Origin of the sequence: Streptomyces sp. NRRL F-2664 (assembly GCF_000719345.1) — a bacterium.
GTDB lineage: Bacteria > Actinomycetota > Actinomycetes > Streptomycetales > Streptomycetaceae > Streptomyces.
In genome coordinates, this window is the sequence record NZ_JOFX01000007.1 from 172,860 (window position 1) to 189,245 (window position 16,386).

16 protein-coding genes are annotated in these 16,386 nt (G+C 73.9%); 10 read left to right on the forward strand and 6 right to left on the reverse strand.

Annotation, left to right across the window (positions count from 1 at the left end; genetic code table 11):
• Positions 1–37: 37 nt before the first annotated feature.
• From IF89_RS0110580 to hutH, 5 genes are all read left to right on the forward strand, one after another.
• The gene (locus tag IF89_RS0110580) at positions 38–904 is read left to right on the forward strand and encodes a biotin--[acetyl-CoA-carboxylase] ligase (protein WP_030764521.1); all 867 of its coding nucleotides are present in this window, start codon (positions 38–40) and stop codon (positions 902–904) included.
• A 219-nt stretch (positions 905–1,123) separates the two neighbouring features.
• Positions 1,124–2,272 carry an adenylate/guanylate cyclase domain-containing protein gene (locus IF89_RS0110585; RefSeq protein WP_030764524.1) on the forward strand — a complete coding sequence of 383 codons (1,149 nt, stop codon included), beginning with the start codon at positions 1,124–1,126 and terminating at the stop codon, positions 2,270–2,272.
• 531 nt (positions 2,273–2,803) lie between these two features.
• The gene (locus tag IF89_RS0110590; protein ID WP_030764527.1) at positions 2,804–3,601 is read left to right on the forward strand and encodes an enoyl-CoA hydratase/isomerase family protein; all 798 of its coding nucleotides are present in this window, start codon (positions 2,804–2,806) and stop codon (positions 3,599–3,601) included.
• A gap of 237 nt (positions 3,602–3,838) precedes the next feature.
• Positions 3,839–4,957, forward strand: coding sequence for a GGDEF domain-containing protein (locus tag IF89_RS0110595; protein WP_030764530.1), 1,119 nt, complete (start codon positions 3,839–3,841; stop codon positions 4,955–4,957).
• A 172-nt stretch (positions 4,958–5,129) separates the two neighbouring features.
• Positions 5,130–6,671, forward strand: a complete 1,542-nt coding sequence (gene hutH / locus IF89_RS0110600) for a histidine ammonia-lyase (protein ID WP_030764533.1) — start codon at positions 5,130–5,132, stop codon at positions 6,669–6,671.
• Positions 6,672–6,777: 106 nt separating this feature from the next.
• Here the strand turns inward: hutH and IF89_RS0110605 are convergent, their stop codons facing one another.
• The gene (locus IF89_RS0110605; protein WP_030764536.1) at positions 6,778–7,116 is read right to left on the reverse strand and encodes a hypothetical protein; all 339 of its coding nucleotides are present in this window, start codon (positions 7,114–7,116) and stop codon (positions 6,778–6,780) included.
• Between the two features lie 146 nt (positions 7,117–7,262).
• Here IF89_RS0110605 and IF89_RS0110610 point away from each other — a divergent pair, with 146 nt between their 5' ends.
• The 3 genes from IF89_RS0110610 to IF89_RS0110620 all read left to right on the forward strand — a co-directional run bounded on the left by IF89_RS0110610 (position 7,263) and on the right by IF89_RS0110620 (position 10,145).
• Entirely contained in the window at positions 7,263–7,565 is a 303-nt protein-coding gene (locus IF89_RS0110610; protein ID WP_030764539.1) for a hypothetical protein, read from the forward strand.
• Between the two features lie 133 nt (positions 7,566–7,698).
• Positions 7,699–8,970 (forward strand): L,D-transpeptidase, encoded by a 1,272-nt coding sequence (locus IF89_RS0110615; protein WP_030764544.1) that lies wholly within the window; start codon positions 7,699–7,701, stop codon positions 8,968–8,970.
• 377 nt (positions 8,971–9,347) lie between these two features.
• Complete coding sequence (locus IF89_RS0110620; RefSeq protein ID WP_051806951.1) at positions 9,348–10,145, forward strand: GNAT family N-acetyltransferase; 798 nt, start codon at positions 9,348–9,350, stop codon at positions 10,143–10,145.
• Positions 10,146–10,232: 87 nt separating this feature from the next.
• Here IF89_RS0110620 and msrA read toward each other — a convergent pair whose 3' ends face one another.
• Together msrA and IF89_RS0110630 are read right to left on the reverse strand one after the other, a co-directional pair.
• Entirely contained in the window at positions 10,233–10,901 is a 669-nt protein-coding gene (gene msrA / locus IF89_RS0110625; protein WP_030764553.1) for a peptide-methionine (S)-S-oxide reductase MsrA, read from the reverse strand.
• Between the two features lie 168 nt (positions 10,902–11,069).
• Positions 11,070–12,176, reverse strand: coding sequence for a hypothetical protein (locus IF89_RS0110630; RefSeq protein WP_030764556.1), 1,107 nt, complete (start codon positions 12,174–12,176; stop codon positions 11,070–11,072).
• A 77-nt stretch (positions 12,177–12,253) separates the two neighbouring features.
• Here IF89_RS0110630 and IF89_RS0110635 point away from each other — a divergent pair, with 77 nt between their 5' ends.
• Positions 12,254–13,411 carry a cystathionine gamma-synthase gene (locus tag IF89_RS0110635; protein ID WP_030764559.1) on the forward strand — a complete coding sequence of 386 codons (1,158 nt, stop codon included), beginning with the start codon at positions 12,254–12,256 and terminating at the stop codon, positions 13,409–13,411.
• Between the two features lie 114 nt (positions 13,412–13,525).
• Here IF89_RS0110635 and IF89_RS0110640 read toward each other — a convergent pair whose 3' ends face one another.
• From IF89_RS0110640 to IF89_RS0110650, 3 genes are read right to left on the reverse strand one after another with little or no spacing between them, the layout of a single operon-like run.
• Positions 13,526–13,780, reverse strand: coding sequence for a hypothetical protein (locus IF89_RS0110640; protein ID WP_030764563.1), 255 nt, complete (start codon positions 13,778–13,780; stop codon positions 13,526–13,528).
• Positions 13,777–14,199, reverse strand: coding sequence for a sigma factor-like helix-turn-helix DNA-binding protein (locus IF89_RS0110645; RefSeq protein ID WP_030764565.1), 423 nt, complete (start codon positions 14,197–14,199; stop codon positions 13,777–13,779). The genes IF89_RS0110640 and IF89_RS0110645 overlap by 4 nt, the downstream gene beginning before the upstream one ends.
• 56 nt (positions 14,200–14,255) lie before the next feature.
• Positions 14,256–14,777 carry a MarR family winged helix-turn-helix transcriptional regulator gene (locus IF89_RS0110650; protein ID WP_051806952.1) on the reverse strand — a complete coding sequence of 174 codons (522 nt, stop codon included), beginning with the start codon at positions 14,775–14,777 and terminating at the stop codon, positions 14,256–14,258.
• A gap of 222 nt (positions 14,778–14,999) precedes the next feature.
• Here IF89_RS0110650 and ilvA point away from each other — a divergent pair, with 222 nt between their 5' ends.
• Positions 15,000–16,232, forward strand: coding sequence for a threonine ammonia-lyase (gene ilvA, locus IF89_RS0110655; protein ID WP_030764570.1), 1,233 nt, complete (start codon positions 15,000–15,002; stop codon positions 16,230–16,232).
• The last annotated feature ends 154 nt before the right edge of the window (positions 16,233–16,386 follow it).

Consider the following 16,386-nt stretch of genomic DNA (forward strand, 5'->3'; position numbering starts at 1 on the left):
CGGCAGTGCGGCGTTTGACACACCTACATTGGGTTGCATGACGCCATCAGATGCATCAGCCGGAACCTCCGCGGGTCGTTGGTCGAGCCTGGAGCGGCCGCCGCTCAATGCCGCCGCGCTGCGGCGGGCCCTCGTCACCGGGGACGGGCTGTGGACCTCCCTGGAGGTGGTCGCCTCCACAGGGTCCACCAACACCGACCTCGCCGCACGGGCGCCGCAGCTGCCCGAGGGGGCCGTCCTCGTCGCCGAGGAGCAGAGCGCCGGGCGGGGCCGGCTCGACCGGAGCTGGGTCGCACCGGCCCGGTCCGGGCTGTTCTTCTCCGTGCTGTTCAAGCCCGGTGACGCCGTGCCGCAGGAGCAGTGGGGCTGGCTGACGCTGCTCGCCGGCGTGGCCACCGCGACCGGGCTCTCCCGGGCCGCCGGCGTGGACACCGCCCTCAAGTGGCCCAACGACCTGCTGGTCGGCGTGGCGGGTGAGGAGCGCAAGACCGGCGGCATCCTCGCGGAACGGGTCGCCGACGGCATCGTCGTCGGGATCGGGCTCAACGTCACCCTGACCCAGGAGGAGCTCCCGGTGCCGACCGCCGGCTCGCTGGCACTGGCCAAGGCCCCCGTCACCGACCGCGAGCCGCTGCTGAAGGCCGTCCTGCGGTCCCTGGAGGAGTGGTACGGGAACTGGCGCGCCGCCGCGGGCGACCCCGCCGCCAGCGGCCTCCAGGAGACCTACGCGGCGGGCTGCTCCACCCTCGGCCGGCACGTGCGCGCGGAGCTGCCGGGCGGCCGCTCCCTCACCGGAACGGCCGAAGCCGTCGACAGCGAGGGCCGCCTGGTGATCCGTACCGCCGAGGGGACCCACGAGGCGGTGGGCGCCGGCGACGTCGTCCACCTGCGATCCGTGCACTGACCGGGCGGGGCCCGGCCGGCGGGGTCCGGCGCGCCGGGCCGGGTCCGGGCCGGCCGCGCCCCCCGGACCGCGGCGCGGGGCCGGGGGCCGTGCCCGGATCGAGGCCGGGCGGGGGAGTGAGCTACGGCACACCTGCCGTATGGTTTAGGCGATCCCGCTGCTCGTGGTGATCATCCGGTTCGGCAGGGCAGTGCGCACGGAATGGACAGGAGGCGGCCCTTGACCGTCGACGACTCTGCTTCCGGCACGTCCGCCCCCGGCCCCAGCGGTCCGGGCACCCCGATCGGGCGCGACCAGCACACCCCCCACCACGAGGTGGACCACACCGTGCAGCCGACGGCGGACCCCCTCGCGATCCGCCTGGAGCAGCTGATCCTCGGGGCCGAGCGCCGGTACACGCCCTTCCAGGCCGCCCGGAGCGCCGGGGTCTCGATGGAGCTCGCCTCCCGCTTCTGGCGTGCCATGGGCTTCGCCGACATCGGCCAGGCCAGGGCGCTGACGGAAGCCGACGTGCTGGCCCTGCGCCGGCTCGCCGGCCTGGTGGAGGCCGGGCTGCTGTCCGAGCCGATGGCCGTGCAGGTGGCCCGGTCCACCGGGCAGACCACGGCGCGGTTGGCGGAGTGGCAGATCGACTCGTTCCTGGAGGGCCTCACGGAGCCGCCCGAGCCGGGGATGACCCGTACGGAGGTCACGTACCCCCTGGTCGAGCTGCTGCTGCCGGAGCTGGAGGAGTTCCTCGTCTACGTCTGGCGCCGCCAGCTGGCGGCGGCCACCGGGCGCGTGGTGCAGGTCGCCGACGACGAGGAGATGGTCGACCGGCGGCTCGCGGTGGGCTTCGCCGACCTGGTGGGCTTCACCCGCCTGACGCGCCGGCTGGAGGAGGAGGAGCTCGGCGAGCTGGTCGAGTCCTTCGAGACGACCGCGGCGGACCTGGTGGCCGCGTACGGCGGCCGCCTGATCAAGACGCTGGGTGACGAGGTGCTGTACGTCGCCGACGACGCGGCGACGGCGGCGGAGATCGCGCTGCGGCTCATCGAGACGATGGAGGCGGACCCGCAGATGCCCGAGCTGCGGGTCGGGATCGCCTTCGGCACGGTGACGACCCGGATGGGTGACGTCTTCGGGACCACGGTGAACCTCGCGAGCCGGCTGACCTCCATAGCCCCCAAGGACGCCGTCCTGGTGGACGGGGCGATGGCGGAGGAGCTGTCCCGGACCGGTGCCGCACCGGTGTCGGAGAAGGAGGCGGAGGCGGAGCCCGGCGAGGGCGCGGCCTACCGGTTCGCCCTCCAGCCGATGTGGCAGCGCCCGGTGCGCGGCCTGGGCGTCGTGGAACCCTGGTCCCTGACCCGCCGCAAACGCCGCTGACCCCACGTGCCTGCGGGAGGGCCCGGCGGGGGCCGCTGGGCGGGCCGGAGTCGCTGGGCAGGGCCTGACCCGCCGGGCTCCGGCGATGCGGGCACCCGCGCCCCGGCACCGGCGCCGTGCGCTGCGGACGTGGCCCTGCGCGGGTGAGTGCGGACGGTGCCGAACCCATCGGGCGCCACCGGCGCGGGCATCCGCCCCCGGGCACTGGCGCCCTGCGGCCGGATGCCGCCAGACGGGCCCGACCCCCCCGCCGGCTGTGCGAACCCGGCCACGGCGATCCGGTCCTTGGGTCGCACGTCGGCGAACCCGGCCGGGCGGCGCCGAAGCCGCCGTGCGTCGAGGCCCCCACACCCCCCGGGCGCTCGGGGGCGTGTCCCGGAGCGGCCTGTACCCCGGCCGGGTGGCCGAGAGGCGTAGGGCGGTCGGGTCGGGCGGGGCCCTGTGACCGGACTGCTGGGGGGCGGGGGCCCTACCGATCGGCGGGAGAGCGCCTACTATCCCGACGTAACGTTCGTTAACCGGGAGGGTCCTATGGCGTCCGAGTTCGAGTCGGAGTTCGTGGCGGTGCGCCGCCACGAGGGCGGGGTCGCGGAGCTGGTCCTGGACCGCCCCAAGGCCATGAACGCGGTGTCCACCGACATGGCCCGCGCCATCGGCGCGGCCTGCGCCGCGCTGGCCGCGGACCGCTCCGTGCGGGTGGCCGTGCTCTCCTCCGCGGCGGAGCGGGCCTTCTGCGTCGGGGCCGACCTCAAGGAGCGCAACTCCCTGTCGGACGCCGAGCTGGTACGGCAGCGGCCGACCACGCGCGGGGCGTACGGGGGTGTGCTGGAGCTGCCCATGCCGACGATCGCGGCGGTGCACGGGTTCGCGCTGGGCGGCGGCTTCGAGCTGGCCCTGGCCTGCGACGTGATCGTCGCCGACGAGACCGCGGTCGTCGGCCTGCCCGAGGTGTCGGTGGGTGTGATCCCGGGTGGCGGCGGTACGCAGCTGCTGCCGCGCCGCGTGGGCGCCGCGCGGGCCGCCGAGTTGATCTTCACGGCGCGCCGGGTGGAGGCCGCGGAGGCGCTGTCCCTGGGGCTGGTGGACTCCGTGGTCCCGGCGGGCCGGGACACCGACGAGGCGCTGGCGCTGGCGTCGCGGATGGCCGCGAACTCCCCGGTGGGCCTGCGCGCGGCCAAGCGCGCGCTGCGCCTGGGGCACGGGATGGACCTGGCGGCGGGTCTGGAGATCGAGGACGCCGCGTGGCGCACGGTCGCTTTCTCGGGTGACCGCGCGGAGGGCGTGGCGGCCTTCAACGAGAAGCGCAAGCCGAACTGGCCGGGGGAGTAGCCCCACCTGCCGGGGCCCGGCCCACTCCGGGTGCTGCCCCGGTGCCACGGGCCGGGGCTCGGCCCGGGTGGGTGGCCGGCCGGACGGATCGCCGCGCCTGCGGCCCTCGGCCCGCCTCGGTTGCCGGGGCCGGCCGGCGCCGGGAGTCGGGGGCGGTGCGGGCCGGGGGGAGCTTGGGCGGGCCAAAAACTGGCGCCAATTATCTCAAAATCAGACAAAAGTCCCTAACCTGGGGTGATGGGAGCTGACGGGCGGCTGCGAGCCGTGGTGGGCCTCGCTCAGGCGATGGCCGCGGCGTGCACGCCGCGCGACAGTGTGCGTGCGGCCGCGCGGGGCGCACGGCTGGCGATGGACGGCTCGTTCGCCGCGATCTCCGCGTGGGAGCGCGAGCGCGGTTGCCTGCGCGTGCTCGTCAACGAGGGCGAGCGACGGGTGGGCGAGGAGGAGTTCCCCGAGGACGAGTCCTACCCGGTGCACGACTTCCCCGAGGTCACCGAGTTCCTCCATGAGCGGTGGGTGGGCGGCGGCGGCCCGCACGCCTGGGTGGAGAGCGCGGTGGGCGACCGGCCGGGGCGGCGCGTCGAGGCCCTGCGCCGCCGGGGCCGCGGTACGTGCGTGGTCGCACCCGTCGTGCTCAGCGGGCGGGCCTGGGGCGAGTTGTATGTGGCCCGGGACGAGGGGCTGCCCGACTTCGACGAGGACGACGCGGAGTTCGCCACCGTGCTCGCCGCTGTCGTCGCGGCCGGCCTCGCGCAGAACGAGCGCCTGGAGGAGGCTCGGCGGCTCGCCTTCACCGATCCGCTGACCGGCCTCGCCAACCGACGGGCGGTCGACATGCGCCTGGACGAGGCGCTGGAGGAGCACCGGCGGACCGGTGTCGTCGTCAGCCTCGTCGTCTGCGACCTCAACGGGCTGAAGAGGGTCAACGACACCCTCGGGCACGCCATGGGCGACCGGCTGCTGGAGCGGTTCGGGTCGGTGCTGAGCCTGTGCGGGGCCATGCTGCCCGGGGCGCTCGTGGCGCGCCTGGGCGGTGACGAGTTCTGCCTGGTCGGGGTCGGGCCCTCGGCCGACGACGTCGTCCGCGTGAGCGAGGAGCTGTGCACGCGCGCCGCCGCGCTGGAGCTCGGCGAGGGAGTGGCCTGCGGGGTGGCCTCCACCGGCGATCCGATCGGGCCGCTGAAGTCCTCCCGGCGCCTCTTCCGCCTCGCGGACGCGGCCCAGTACAAGGCGAAGGCGGCGCGTTCGGCCGGGCCGGTGGTGGCGGGCCGGGACACGGCGGTGGTACGCCTCGCGGACGCCGCCGCCCAGGAGGAGGCGCCCGGCGAGCGGCGGCGCTTCCGCGGCCGGCCATGACCACGCCGGCCTGCCCGGCGCCGGCACTGCCCGCGCCGGCAGTCCCCGCGCCGCGCCCCGCGCCCGGCCCCCCGCCCGGCCCCGTCGGGTAAGGGGCCCGCTGGGTGCGCGATCGTGACAGTTCCAGCTAGTGACATGCAGCGATTCAATCCGTAGGGTGCTGAATATGGATATGCACACTGTCGTGGTGGGGACGTCCGGTACCACCGCCGAGGACGTCATCGCCGTTGCCCGGGGCAACGCACGGGTCGAGCTGTCCGGCGAGGCGCTCGACGCCCTCGCCCGCGCCCGCGGGATCGTCGACGCGCTGGCCGCCAAGCCCGAGCCCGTCTACGGGGTGTCCACCGGGTTCGGCGCCCTCGCCTCCCGGCACATCAGTCCCGAGCTGCGGGCCCAGCTCCAGCGCAACATCGTCCGCTCGCACGCCGCCGGCATGGGTCCGCGCGTCGAGCGCGAGGTGGTCCGCGCGCTGATGTTCCTCCGGCTCAAGACCGTCGCCTCCGGCCACACCGGTGTGCGCCCCTCGGTGGCGCAGACCATGGCCGCCGTGCTGAACGCCGGGATCACCCCGGTCGTCCACGAGTACGGCTCCCTCGGCTGCTCCGGCGACCTGGCACCGCTGTCCCACTGCGCGCTCACTCTCATGGGCGAGGGCGACGCCGAGGGCCCCGACGGCACCGTCCGGCCCGCCGGCGAGCTGCTCGCCGAGCACGGCATCGAGCCCGTCGAGCTCCGCGAGAAGGAGGGCCTCGCCCTCCTCAACGGCACCGACGGCATGCTCGGCATGCTGGTCATGGCCCTCGCCGACCTCGACCGGCTCTACAAGTCCGCCGACATCACCGCCGCCCTCACCCTGGAGGCGCTGCTCGGCACGGAGAAGGTCCTGCAGCCCGAGCTGCACGCCATCCGCCCGCACCCCGGCCAGGGCGCCTCCGCCGCCAACATGGCCGCCGTGCTGAAGGGCTCCGGGCTGACCGGGCACTTCCAGGAGGAGTCCGCACCGCGCGTGCAGGACGCGTACTCCGTGCGCTGCGCCCCGCAGGTGGCCGGCGCCGGCCGCGACACCATGGCGCACGCCGCCCTGGTCGCCTCCCGCGAGCTGGCCTCCGCCGTGGACAATCCGGTGGTGCTGCCCGACGGCCGCGTGGAGTCCAACGGCAACTTCCACGGCGCCCCCGTCGCCTACGTCCTGGACTTCCTCGCCATCGCCGCCGCCGACCTCGGCTCCATCGCCGAGCGCCGCACCGACCGGCTGCTCGACAAGAACCGCAGCCACGGCCTGCCGCCGTTCCTCGCGGAGGACGCCGGCGTGGACTCCGGTCTGATGATCGCCCAGTACACGCAGGCCGCCCTGGTCAGCGAGATGAAGCGGCTCGCCGTGCCGGCCTCGGCCGACTCGATCCCCTCCTCCGCCATGCAGGAGGACCACGTGTCGATGGGCTGGTCGGCCGCCCGCAAGCTGCGTACCGCCGTCGACAACCTGACGCGGATCATCGCCGTCGAGCTGTACGCGGCCACCCGCGCCATCGAACTGCGGCACGGGCTGACGGCCGCCCCGGCCAGCCTCGCCGCGATCGCCGGAGCACGCGCGGCGGGCGTGCAGGGGCCGGGGCCGGACCGTTTCCTCGCCCCCGACCTGGCCGCCGCCGACGAGTTCGTCCGTACGGGCGGGCTGGTCGCCGCGGTGGAGTCGGTGACGGGCCCGCTCGCCTGACCCTCCGCATCGGTACCGCACGAACGGCGGGGGCCGCCCCGGGACGGATCCCGGAGCGGCCCCCGCCGTTCGTTTGCCCTGTGCCCGCGAGCCGGCTGCCGCGGGGTCACGCCCCGGGGGAGCGGCGCACCGAGAAGGCCACGAAGGCAGCCCCGACACCGAGGCAGAAGGTCCCGCCCAGCAGGTACGGGGTGGTGTCGACCGAACCGGTGTCCGCGAGCGAGAGGGACTGCGCCCGAGCGCCGGAAGCGGAAGGGGCCGAGCCCGTGATGGTCCCGGTGGCCGCCGCCCCGTCGGCCGTGACCGCGGTGTTCGCGCCCGCGGGTACGCCGGAGGCTCTCTCCGCCGGGTCCGGCGCGGTCGCACCAGCCGAGGGCACGAACCACAGGGCGGCGAGGAGGGTGGTCGCTCCGAGAGCGGTGAGCAGCGGTCGCCGTGCGGACACGGTGCGATCCCCCTTGTGGCAGCAGCGAATTGGCCGTGTGCGGTGATGCTACGGAAAGGGGCGGGTCGTGGGAAAGTCAGGGCTTCCGCGGGCTTACTCTCCGTCGTATGAACCCTTCTGAGACATCACGATATGTACGACTTCGGGTGGATCTGGTACTTGAAGTGCCGGACGCCCAGGCGCTCACGGGAGCCGCGCTCGAACACATCAAGGCCGACGAGTTCATGCCGGACGAGGAACGCAGCCATGCGGAAGCCGCCGTCCGGGAGGACGAATCGGAGGCCCTCGCCTACCTCGTCGACCCCACCGACCTGGTCCTCGACATCCCCGGGGTGGAGCTGGCGCAGGCCTCCTGGAGCAGCGAGCCCGTCGAATACGACCCCGAGTCGATGGAGTGGGACCTCGACGAGGAAGATGGGGACTTCGACGAAGAACCCGACAACGCCTGACCGTGCGGTTGCCCACATCCCAACGGAATGTGGAACCGGCCGGCGCCGTTAACGCGTTGTCAGGACCAGGCAGGGGGCTGCGTCCCCCTGCCGGGCCAACCCCGGGACGGCGGTCTCGGGGTTCCCGGCAACGATGGAGTGGCGTGTGAGGACGGACAGCAAGCGGCGGAGAAGGGCCCTGGCGGCCATATCCGTCGTGCTCGGCGGCGTACTGGTGCTCTCGGCGTGCAACGACGAGGGCGGCGGCGACCCGAAGGGCAACGGGGAGGCCAGCAAGTCCCAGGCGGACGTGGACGCGGCAGCGGCCAAGGACGCCTCGAAGGCCAAGATCACCATCACGCCGAAGGACGGCGCGACCAACGTCGGTCTCAACGACTCGGCGAACGTGGCCGTCACCGACGGCACGCTCACGCAGGTGGAGCTCAAGACGAGCGAGGGCACGGCCGTCGCCGGCGACATGGCCGCCGACGGCAAGAGCTGGAAGCCGAAGGGCGCCCTGAAGCGCTCGACGAAGTACGCCCTGTCGGCGACGGCCAAGGACGCCGACGGCAAGGAGGCGCACGAGAACGCCTCCTTCACGACCATCTCCCCGGAGAACAGCTTCGTGGCCTCCTTCGTGCCGGAGGACGGCCAGACCGTCGGCGTCGGCATGCCGGTCTCGATCACCTTCAACAAGGCGATCAAGGACAAGAAGGCCGTCCAGGCGGGCATCACCGTCTCCTCCAGCAGCGGTCAGGAGGTCGTCGGCCACTGGTTCAGCGCCCAGCGCCTGGACTTCCGCCCCGAGCAGTACTGGCAGGCCGGCTCGACCGTCACGCTGAAGCTGGCGCTGGAAGGCGTGCAGGGCGCGCCCGGTGTCCAGGGCGTCCAGAGCAAGACCGTCACCTTCAAGATCGGCCGCAGCCAGGTCTCCACGGTCGACGCGAAGACGAAGAAGATGACGGTCACCCGGGACGGCGCGGTCATCAAGACCATCCCGATCTCCGCGGGCGCCCCCGCCAACCCGACCTACAACGGTCAGATGGTGATCTCCGAGAAGTTCAAGGAGACCCGGATGAACGGCGCGACCGTCGGCTTCACCGACGCCGACGGCAAGGGCGAGTACGACATCAAGGACGTCCCGCACGCGATGCGCCTGTCGACCTCCGGGACGTTCCTGCACGGCAACTATTGGGGCGCCGACTCGATCTTCGGCAGCGTGAACACCAGCCACGGCTGTGTCGGCCTGAACGACGTCAAGGGCGCGGGCGACCCGAACCAGCCGGCCGCCTGGTTCTACGACAACTCGCTCATCGGCGACGTCGTCACGGTGGTCAACTCCCCGGACAAGACCATCAAGCCGGACAACGGCCTCAACGGCTGGAACATGAGCTGGGCCGAGTGGAAGGCAGGCTCGGCCGCCTGACACAGGACGCGGCCGGCACGCGTACGCACCGCACGGGACGGCGGGGAATCCTCACGGGTTCCCCGCCGTCCGCCGTTCCCTGCCGTCCGCCGTCCCCGGCGGCGCCGGGGAGGCGGGCCGAACCCCGGGGCGGCCGAAGACCCCGGGACGGCCGACGACCCCGGGGCGGCCGAAAACTCCGGGGCGGCAGGTCCGGACACCCCCTAGATTCGGCCCATGACGATCCGCGCCCTCGCCCTGCCCCCGACCGACGCCGAGGTGGACGCCTGGCTGGCGGTCCTGGCCTCCGCCGCGGCCGCCGACTGCCCGGAGCTGCCCGCACCCTCCCGGGTGGAGGTCGCCGGGCGGCTGCGCGTGACGCCGGCGCGCGGCAGGCCGTGCTGTGGACGGCCGGCGAGGACACGGGCGTGGCGGCCCTGCTGCTCTTCACCGAGGAGGGCAACACGCACAACGCCTTCCTGGACGTGCTGACGGTGCGCCCCGAGGAGCGGCGCCGGGGCGTCGGCACCGCCCTGTGGGAGCGGGTCCGCGAGGAACTGCTCGCCCAGGGCCGGACCTCCGTCGCCGCCATGGTCACCCTCGACGGACCCGGTCAGGCCTTCGCGGAGGCGCTGGGCTTCACGAACGTCCTGCCGATGGCCTGGTACGTGCAGGACCTCCCGCCCGCCGGACCCGCCCCGGCCCCCGAGACGCCCGGCTACGAACTCCTGACCTGGCACGGCCTCGTCCCCGACGCGTGGGCACCCGCGGCGGCGGCCGCGCACGCGGCCATGGAGGACGCACCGACCGGCGACATGGAGGAGCGCATCCAGACGTGGACCGCCCAGCGGCTGCACACGCTCCAGCAGTTGATCCTCGACCGGGGCGGGGAGATGGTCACCGTCGCGGCGGTGACCCCCGACGGCGAAGTGGCGGCCTACACGGAGATCGTCCTGCCGGACCCCGCGGGCACCGGCGCCGTCCAGTACGACACGGTGGTCGTCCCCGCCCACCGCGGCCGCGGCCTCGGACGCGCCGTGAAACGGCACATGGCCGTCCAGGCCGCCGCCCGATACCCGCGGCTGCGCCGCATCGCCACGACGGTGGCCGACGAGAACGGCCCCATGCGGGCGGTGAACGAGGCGCTCGGCCACCGGCGGGAGCGCGGCGTCGGCATCTTCCAGATCAAGCTCTAGGGCGCCAGAACCCGCCGTCCCGCGGGTCCCCGCCCGCTTCCGCACGGGCCCGGAGGCCGCCGCGCGCCGGCGGGGACCGCCTGGCGGCTACTCGCCGGCTGCCGGGGCCACACCGATCGGGCAGGAGACACCCGTCCCGCCGATGCCGCAGTAGCCGCCCGGGTTCTTGTCCAGGTACTGCTGGTGGTGCGCCTCCGCCGGCCAGAACGGGCGGTCCGACGCCGGCAGGACGGCCGTGGTGATCGGGCCGTAGCCCGAGGAGGACAGCACCTGCTGGTAGGCGGCCCGGGAGGCCTCCGCCGTCGCCTGCTGGGCGGGGGAGTGGGTGTAGACCGCCGAGCGGTACTGGGTGCCGACGTCGTTGCCCTGGCGGAAGCCCTGGGTGGGGTCGTGGGACTCCCAGAACAGCTTCAGCAGGGCCGCGTAGGAGACCTGCGCGGGGTCGAAGACCACGCGGACGACCTCGGTGTGCCCCGTCAGGCCCGAGCACACCTCCTCGTACGTCGGATTCTCGGTGAAGCCGCCCTGGTAGCCGGCCAGCGTGGTCCACACCCCGGGGGTCTGCCAGAACTTCCGCTCCGCGCCCCAGAAACAGCCCAGTCCGAAGTCGGCGACCTCCAGGTGGGCCGGATACGGGCCGGCCAGCGGATTGCCCAGCACGGTGTGCTTCTCGGGCAGGGCGAACAGCGGCTCCGCGCGGCCCGTCAGGGCCTCCTCGCGGGTGGGGAGCTCGGGCGTACGGCGGTACGAGAACATGGATTCCCTCCTTGTGGAAGGGACAACGGACGCGGGCGGGCCGGGATTCCCCGCCCTGCCCCCCTCCTGCCCCACAGGCATCCCACGCCACCATGATCGCGGTGTCGGCGTTGACGAGGGCAACCGTTCGTCGCCGTCCGCGGTGGGGGTACCCGCGCGTAGCCCCCGCTACTGGGGGAGCGTGGCCGGGGAGCCGCCGTTCGCCTCGTAGCCGGCGACCGCCAGCGCCCGGTACACCGCGTACTGCGCCGCCGGGTCCTCCGCCGCCGACCACGGCAGCGCGCCCACGTAGCCGTCGACGTGCCGGACCTGCTCCATCGCCTCCGCCCAGCGCTCCATGTTCACCAGGAACATCAGCAGCAGGTGCCGTACGTGCGCCAGCATCGGGTCGTCCTGCCGGGCCGTGTGCACCGCGTACAGGGCGCCCTCCACGGCGCGCGTCACGGCCTCACTGCGGTGGAAACCGCTGCTCAGGATCATGTCCGGCAGGTTCTCGTACAGCGCGAACAGGGGCAGCGCCGCCAGCAGCGAGCCCTGCGGGGCGCGGGCCGCGGCGGCGTGCGCGAAGGCGTCGGCCTTCTCCCGCGAGCCGTGCCACTTCGCGCACCAGTAGTGCAGGGCCGCCAGGTGGGCGCCCATGTGCTCCGGCGCCCGGTCGATGACCTTCGCCCACAGCTCGTCGAACTGCGCCTCCGGGTACGCAAGTCCCCGGGCGATCGCCAGCTCCGTGATGTACGGGACCGGGTCCCCCGGCGCCAGCAGCGCCGCCCTGCGGCACGCCTCCCGCGCCTCCTCCAGGATGATCCGGTGGTCCTCGGAGCCGACCCCGCCCGACTGCCGCCACGCCTGCTGCACCAGCAACTCGGCGTGCACCTGCGCGCCGCCCGCGTCCTTGTCCGCCTCCAGCCGCCACGCCTTCAGCCACTGCGCGCCCGTACCCGGCTGCGCCGCCAGTTCCAGCGCCGCCGAGCCGCCGAAGGCCTGCACGCGCTGCCAGCGCCGCTCACCCTCGCGGGGGGTCCCGGCGAGCAGCTGCGAGGCCGCCTGCCACTGCCCGGTGCGCCGCACGTTGTCGAGGGCGTCCATCAGGTCCTGGTCGGGCCCGGGGATGCGGATGTCGAGGTCCTCCTGGCGGTCGAACCCGTAGTTCGCGGGATCGGCGGCGTCGGGGCTGCCCGGCGCGACCAGGCGGATGCCGCCGCGCCGGCGCCGGACGAACGGGCCGACGATGAACACGATCATGAGCATCGCGAACAGGAACCACAGAATCTCCATGCCTCCAGCGAACCAGACCGAGGGGGCGACAGGCCAATAGGGGGGGTGCACAGCGGGCCTGGGCATAGCATCGGACCATGAGCGACGACAGCCACGAGCACCAGAGCTTCGAGACCCGCGCGATCCACGCGGGCAACACGGCGGACCCGCTGACCGGCGCGGTCGTGCCCCCGATCTACCAGGTCTCCACATACAAGCAGGACGGCGTCGGCGGCCTGCGCGGCGGTTACGAGTACAGCCGCAGCGCCAACCCGACCCGCACCGCGCTGGAGGAGAACCTCGCGGCACTGGAGGGCGGCCGGCGCGGCCTCGCCTTCGCGTCCGGACTGGCCGCCGAGGACTGCCTGCTGCGTACGCTGCTCGCCCCCGGCGATCACGTGGTCATCCCCAACGACGCCTACGGCGGCACCTTCCGCCTCTTCGCGAAGGTCGTCTCCCGCTGGGGCGTGGAGTGGTCGGTGGCCGACACCTCCGACGCCGACTCCGTACGCGCCGCACTCACCCCGAAGACGAAGATCGTCTGGGTCGAGACCCCCTCCAACCCGCTGCTCGGCATCACCGACATCGCCGTGGTCGCCGACATCGCGCGGACGGCCGGCGCCAAGCTGGTCGTGGACAACACCTTCGCCTCGCCGTACCTCCAGCAGCCCCTGGCGCTGGGCGCGGACGTGGTCGTCCACTCGCTGACGAAGTACATCGGCGGGCACTCCGACGTGGTCGGCGGCGCGCTGGTCACCGCGGACGAGGCGCTCGGCGAGGAGCTGGCCTACCACCAGAACGCGATGGGCGCAGTGGCCGGGCCGTTCGACTCGTGGGTCGTGCTGCGGGGCATCAAGACGCTCGCCGTGCGCATGGACCGGCACGCGGAGAACGCGGCCAGGATCGTCGAGGTGCTCCAGCGGCACCCGAAGGTCACCAAGGTCCTCTACCCGGGCCTGCCCGAGCACCCCGGCCACGAGATCGCCGCGAAGCAGATGCGCAACTTCGGCGGCATGCTCTCCTTCCAGGTCGCCGGTGGCGAGGAGGAGGCCGTCGCGATCTGCGGCCGCACCAAGATCTTCACGCTGGCCGAGTCCCTGGGTGGCGTCGAGTCCCTCATCGAGCACCCGGGCCGGATGACGCACGCGTCGGTGGCGGGCTCGGCCCTGGAGGTCCCCGCGGACCTGATCCGGGTGTCGGTGGGCATCGAGAACGTCGACGACCTCATCGCGGACCTGACGCAGGCACTGGGCTGACCACCCCGCGCACCCCGCCGGACCGACACCTGCCCGGCCCGGCGGGGTCCCTCCGCCTCGCCGGCCGTGGCGCTCCGTGCCTTGGCGGGGGGACGCGCGGTGCAGCCGGTGGGGTCACCAGCCTTCCAGGGGTGGGGAGACGTCCGTCGGGGGCCCCGCCCAGGGGCGGGTCAGCGAGGCCCACACGGTGAAGGCCACCGCCGCGGCGAACAGCACCGCCCAGCCGAACCGGCGCAGCGCCCGGCGCCGCCGCAGGAGCCGGTCCCCGCGGGCCGCCGCCCCCGCGGCAAGGCCCGTCGGCACCACCGGGTAAGGGCCCTCCAGGAGCTGCTTGACCTGCGCTTCCTTGCGGTCCGGGAGCCCGCTCACGCCGCCTCCCGGACCCGCATCAGCGACACCGCCCGGTTGCACAGCACGCGGACCCGCTCCACCGGCATGCCGAGCTGCGCCGCCGCGACCTCCTCCGCGACCCCCTCGTAGAGCCGCAGGACGAGCACCAGCCGCTCCGCCGGGCTCAGCCGCGCCAGCACCCCGGTCCCGCCGTGGTGGCGCCAGCCGGTGCGGGCGAAGGCCGCGCACAGCTCGTGACGGGTGAAGTCGTACGGGTCGTCCGCGCGCAGCCGCCGCCAGTGCGCGTACGTACGCGCCAGCGCGCCCGCGAGCAGCCGGCGGGCCGACTCCGGCTCTCCGGTGAGCAGCACCGCGACATGCAGGAGCCGCCCGGCCGCGCCCGCGACGAAGGCCTCGAACTCCGCGTAGGAGCCCGCCTGTTGATCAACCGCCCGCATCTTCACATAGTGCGGCCGGTGGGACCCGTCAGGTCAATAGGACGGACAGACTCCGCTCAGGAGGCGGGACCGGCCTCGGTCACGGCCGCCATCAGCTCCGACAGCGACAGGTTGAAGCGCGTCAGCAGTCCGGTGAAGGACTCGCGCTCGTCCTCGCTCCAGCCCTCCGTCACCCGGGCCATCAACTCGCGCCGCGAGGACCGCACCTCCTCCAGCCGCGCCAGCCCTCGCGGGGACAGCGCCAGGACCACGGCCCGCCCGTCCTCCGGGTGCGAGGTCCGCTTGACCAGGCCGCCGTCGACCAGCGGCGCGACCTGCCGGGTCACCGTGGAGGAGTCGATGCCCATGCCCCCGGCGAGCGCCTTGACGCCCATGGGGCCCTCCAGGTCGAGCCGGTTGAGCAGCAGGTAGGCGGCGCGGTCCATCGAGTTGCGGGCCTGGCCCACGCCGCCCAGACGGGTCTGCTCGGCGCGGCGGGCGAAGACCGCCACCTGGTGCTGGAGCGCGTCGAGGAGACCGGCTCCGGCAGGCGCATCGGCCGGCACGGGCAGATCGGAATTGGCCGGGGAGGAAGGCATGGCCGTGGGCTCTCTTCGCGTGGGTCCGACAAGGATGGGGGACAGAGTACGCGGCCCTGCGGCGGCTCGTACGCCTCGTACGAGAACTGGTACGGCCTGCACGGGCGGCCGTCCCGCGGCCGTCCCGGATGGCGAGATCCCGCCCCTCGGACCGGCGGCCCGCGCCCCTTCCCTCCGTGGACGCTCAGGGCCCGGTCGCGGCCGGGCTGCGAGACTGACGGCATGAACTACCGTGTGCCCCAGCCCGTCCCGCAGGTCATCCTCGACGACGTCCGGGGGGCTCAGAAGATGCTGTCCGGCGTCTCCCGGGTCACGCCCATGGAAGGCAGCAGGCACCTCTCCGCCCTCACCGGGTCGCCGGTCCACTTCAAGTGCGAGAACCTCCAGCGCACCGGCTCCTTCAAACTGCGCGGGGCCTACGTGCGCATCGCCGGCCTGCGCCCCGAGCAGCGCGCCGCCGGCGTCGTCGCCGCCAGCGCCGGCAACCACGCCCAGGGCGTGGCCCTGGCCTCCTCGCTCCTCGGGGTCCGCTCCACCGTGTTCATGCCGGTCGGGGCGCCGCTGCCCAAGGTCGCGGCGACCCAGGAGTACGGGGCCGACGTACGCCTGCACGGACAGGTCGTCGACGAGACCTTCCTCGCCGCCCAGGAGTACGCGGACCGCACCGGCGCGGTGTTCATCCACCCCTTCGACCACCGCGACATCATCGCCGGGCAGGGCACGGTGGGTCTGGAGATCCTGGAGCAGTGCCCGGAGGTCCGCACCATCCTCGTCGGTCTCGGCGGAGGCGGGCTCGCCGCCGGGGTCGCGGTCGCGGTGAAGGCGCTGCGGCCCGACGTACGGGTGGTCGGAGTGCAGGCGGCGGGCGCCGCCGCGTACCCGCCCTCCCTGAGGGCCGGTCACCCCGTCTCCATCGACGGCCCCAGCACGATGGCCGACGGCATCAAGGTGGGCCGCCCCGGAGACGTCCCGTTCAGGATCATCGCCGAACTCCTCGACGACGTGCGCACGGTGTCGGAGGACGCCCTCTCCAGCGCACTGCTGCTGTGCCTGGAACGGGCGAAACTCGTCGTGGAGCCGGCCGGGTGCAGTACGGTGGCGGCCTTGCTGAGCGAGCCCGAGCTGTACGGCTCGGGCCCGGTGGTGGCCGTGCTGTCCGGCGGCAACGTCGACCCGCTGCTGCTCCAGCGGATCCTGCGGCACGGCATGGCGGCCGCGGGCCGGTACCTGTCGCTGCGCCTGCGCGTGGCCGACCGGCCCGGGGCGCTGGCCGGGCTCCTGGGGGTGCTGTCGGTGGTGGATGCGAACGTGCTGGACGTGAGCCACGTACGGACCGACCCGAAGCTGGGGCTCACGGAGGTGGAGGTGGAGCTGCACCTGGAGACCAAGGGGCCGGAGCACTGCGCCGAGGTGGCGCGCACGCTGCACGGGGCCGGATACAAGGTGATGGGCTAGGCCTGCTCTGCGGGACGACCCGGCCGCGCTCGACCGTGCCCACGGCGCCCGCCGCGACCACCCGCCCCCCACTCGTTCGGCCGCGCGGACCCCGCGCCGCGCCCCTAGGATTTGCGGATGAATGCCCGAATAGCGTGACCCCACTGGCCCCATT

What these genes read in the sequence shown, in the direction of transcription:
- IF89_RS0110580 (WP_030764521.1), top strand. Translation starts at nt 38, where the DNA reads ATGACGCCATCAGATGCATCAGCCGGAACCTCCGCGGGTCGTTGGTCG.
- IF89_RS0110635 (WP_030764559.1), top strand. Translation starts at nt 12,254, where the DNA reads ATGAGCGACGACAGCCACGAGCACCAGAGCTTCGAGACCCGCGCGATC.
- IF89_RS0110615 (WP_030764544.1), top strand. Translation starts at nt 7,699, where the DNA reads ATGGAGTGGCGTGTGAGGACGGACAGCAAGCGGCGGAGAAGGGCCCTG.
- IF89_RS0110645 (WP_030764565.1), bottom strand. Translation starts at nt 14,199, where the DNA reads ATGCGGGCGGTTGATCAACAGGCGGGCTCCTACGCGGAGTTCGAGGCC.
- IF89_RS0110650 (WP_051806952.1), bottom strand. Translation starts at nt 14,777, where the DNA reads ATGCCTTCCTCCCCGGCCAATTCCGATCTGCCCGTGCCGGCCGATGCG.
- msrA (WP_030764553.1), bottom strand. Translation starts at nt 10,901, where the DNA reads ATGTTCTCGTACCGCCGTACGCCCGAGCTCCCCACCCGCGAGGAGGCC.
- ilvA (WP_030764570.1), top strand. Translation starts at nt 15,000, where the DNA reads ATGAACTACCGTGTGCCCCAGCCCGTCCCGCAGGTCATCCTCGACGAC.
- IF89_RS0110595 (WP_030764530.1), top strand. Translation starts at nt 3,839, where the DNA reads ATGGGAGCTGACGGGCGGCTGCGAGCCGTGGTGGGCCTCGCTCAGGCG.
- IF89_RS0110590 (WP_030764527.1), top strand. Translation starts at nt 2,804, where the DNA reads ATGGCGTCCGAGTTCGAGTCGGAGTTCGTGGCGGTGCGCCGCCACGAG.
- IF89_RS0110630 (WP_030764556.1), bottom strand. Translation starts at nt 12,176, where the DNA reads ATGGAGATTCTGTGGTTCCTGTTCGCGATGCTCATGATCGTGTTCATC.
- hutH (WP_030764533.1), top strand. Translation starts at nt 5,130, where the DNA reads ATGCACACTGTCGTGGTGGGGACGTCCGGTACCACCGCCGAGGACGTC.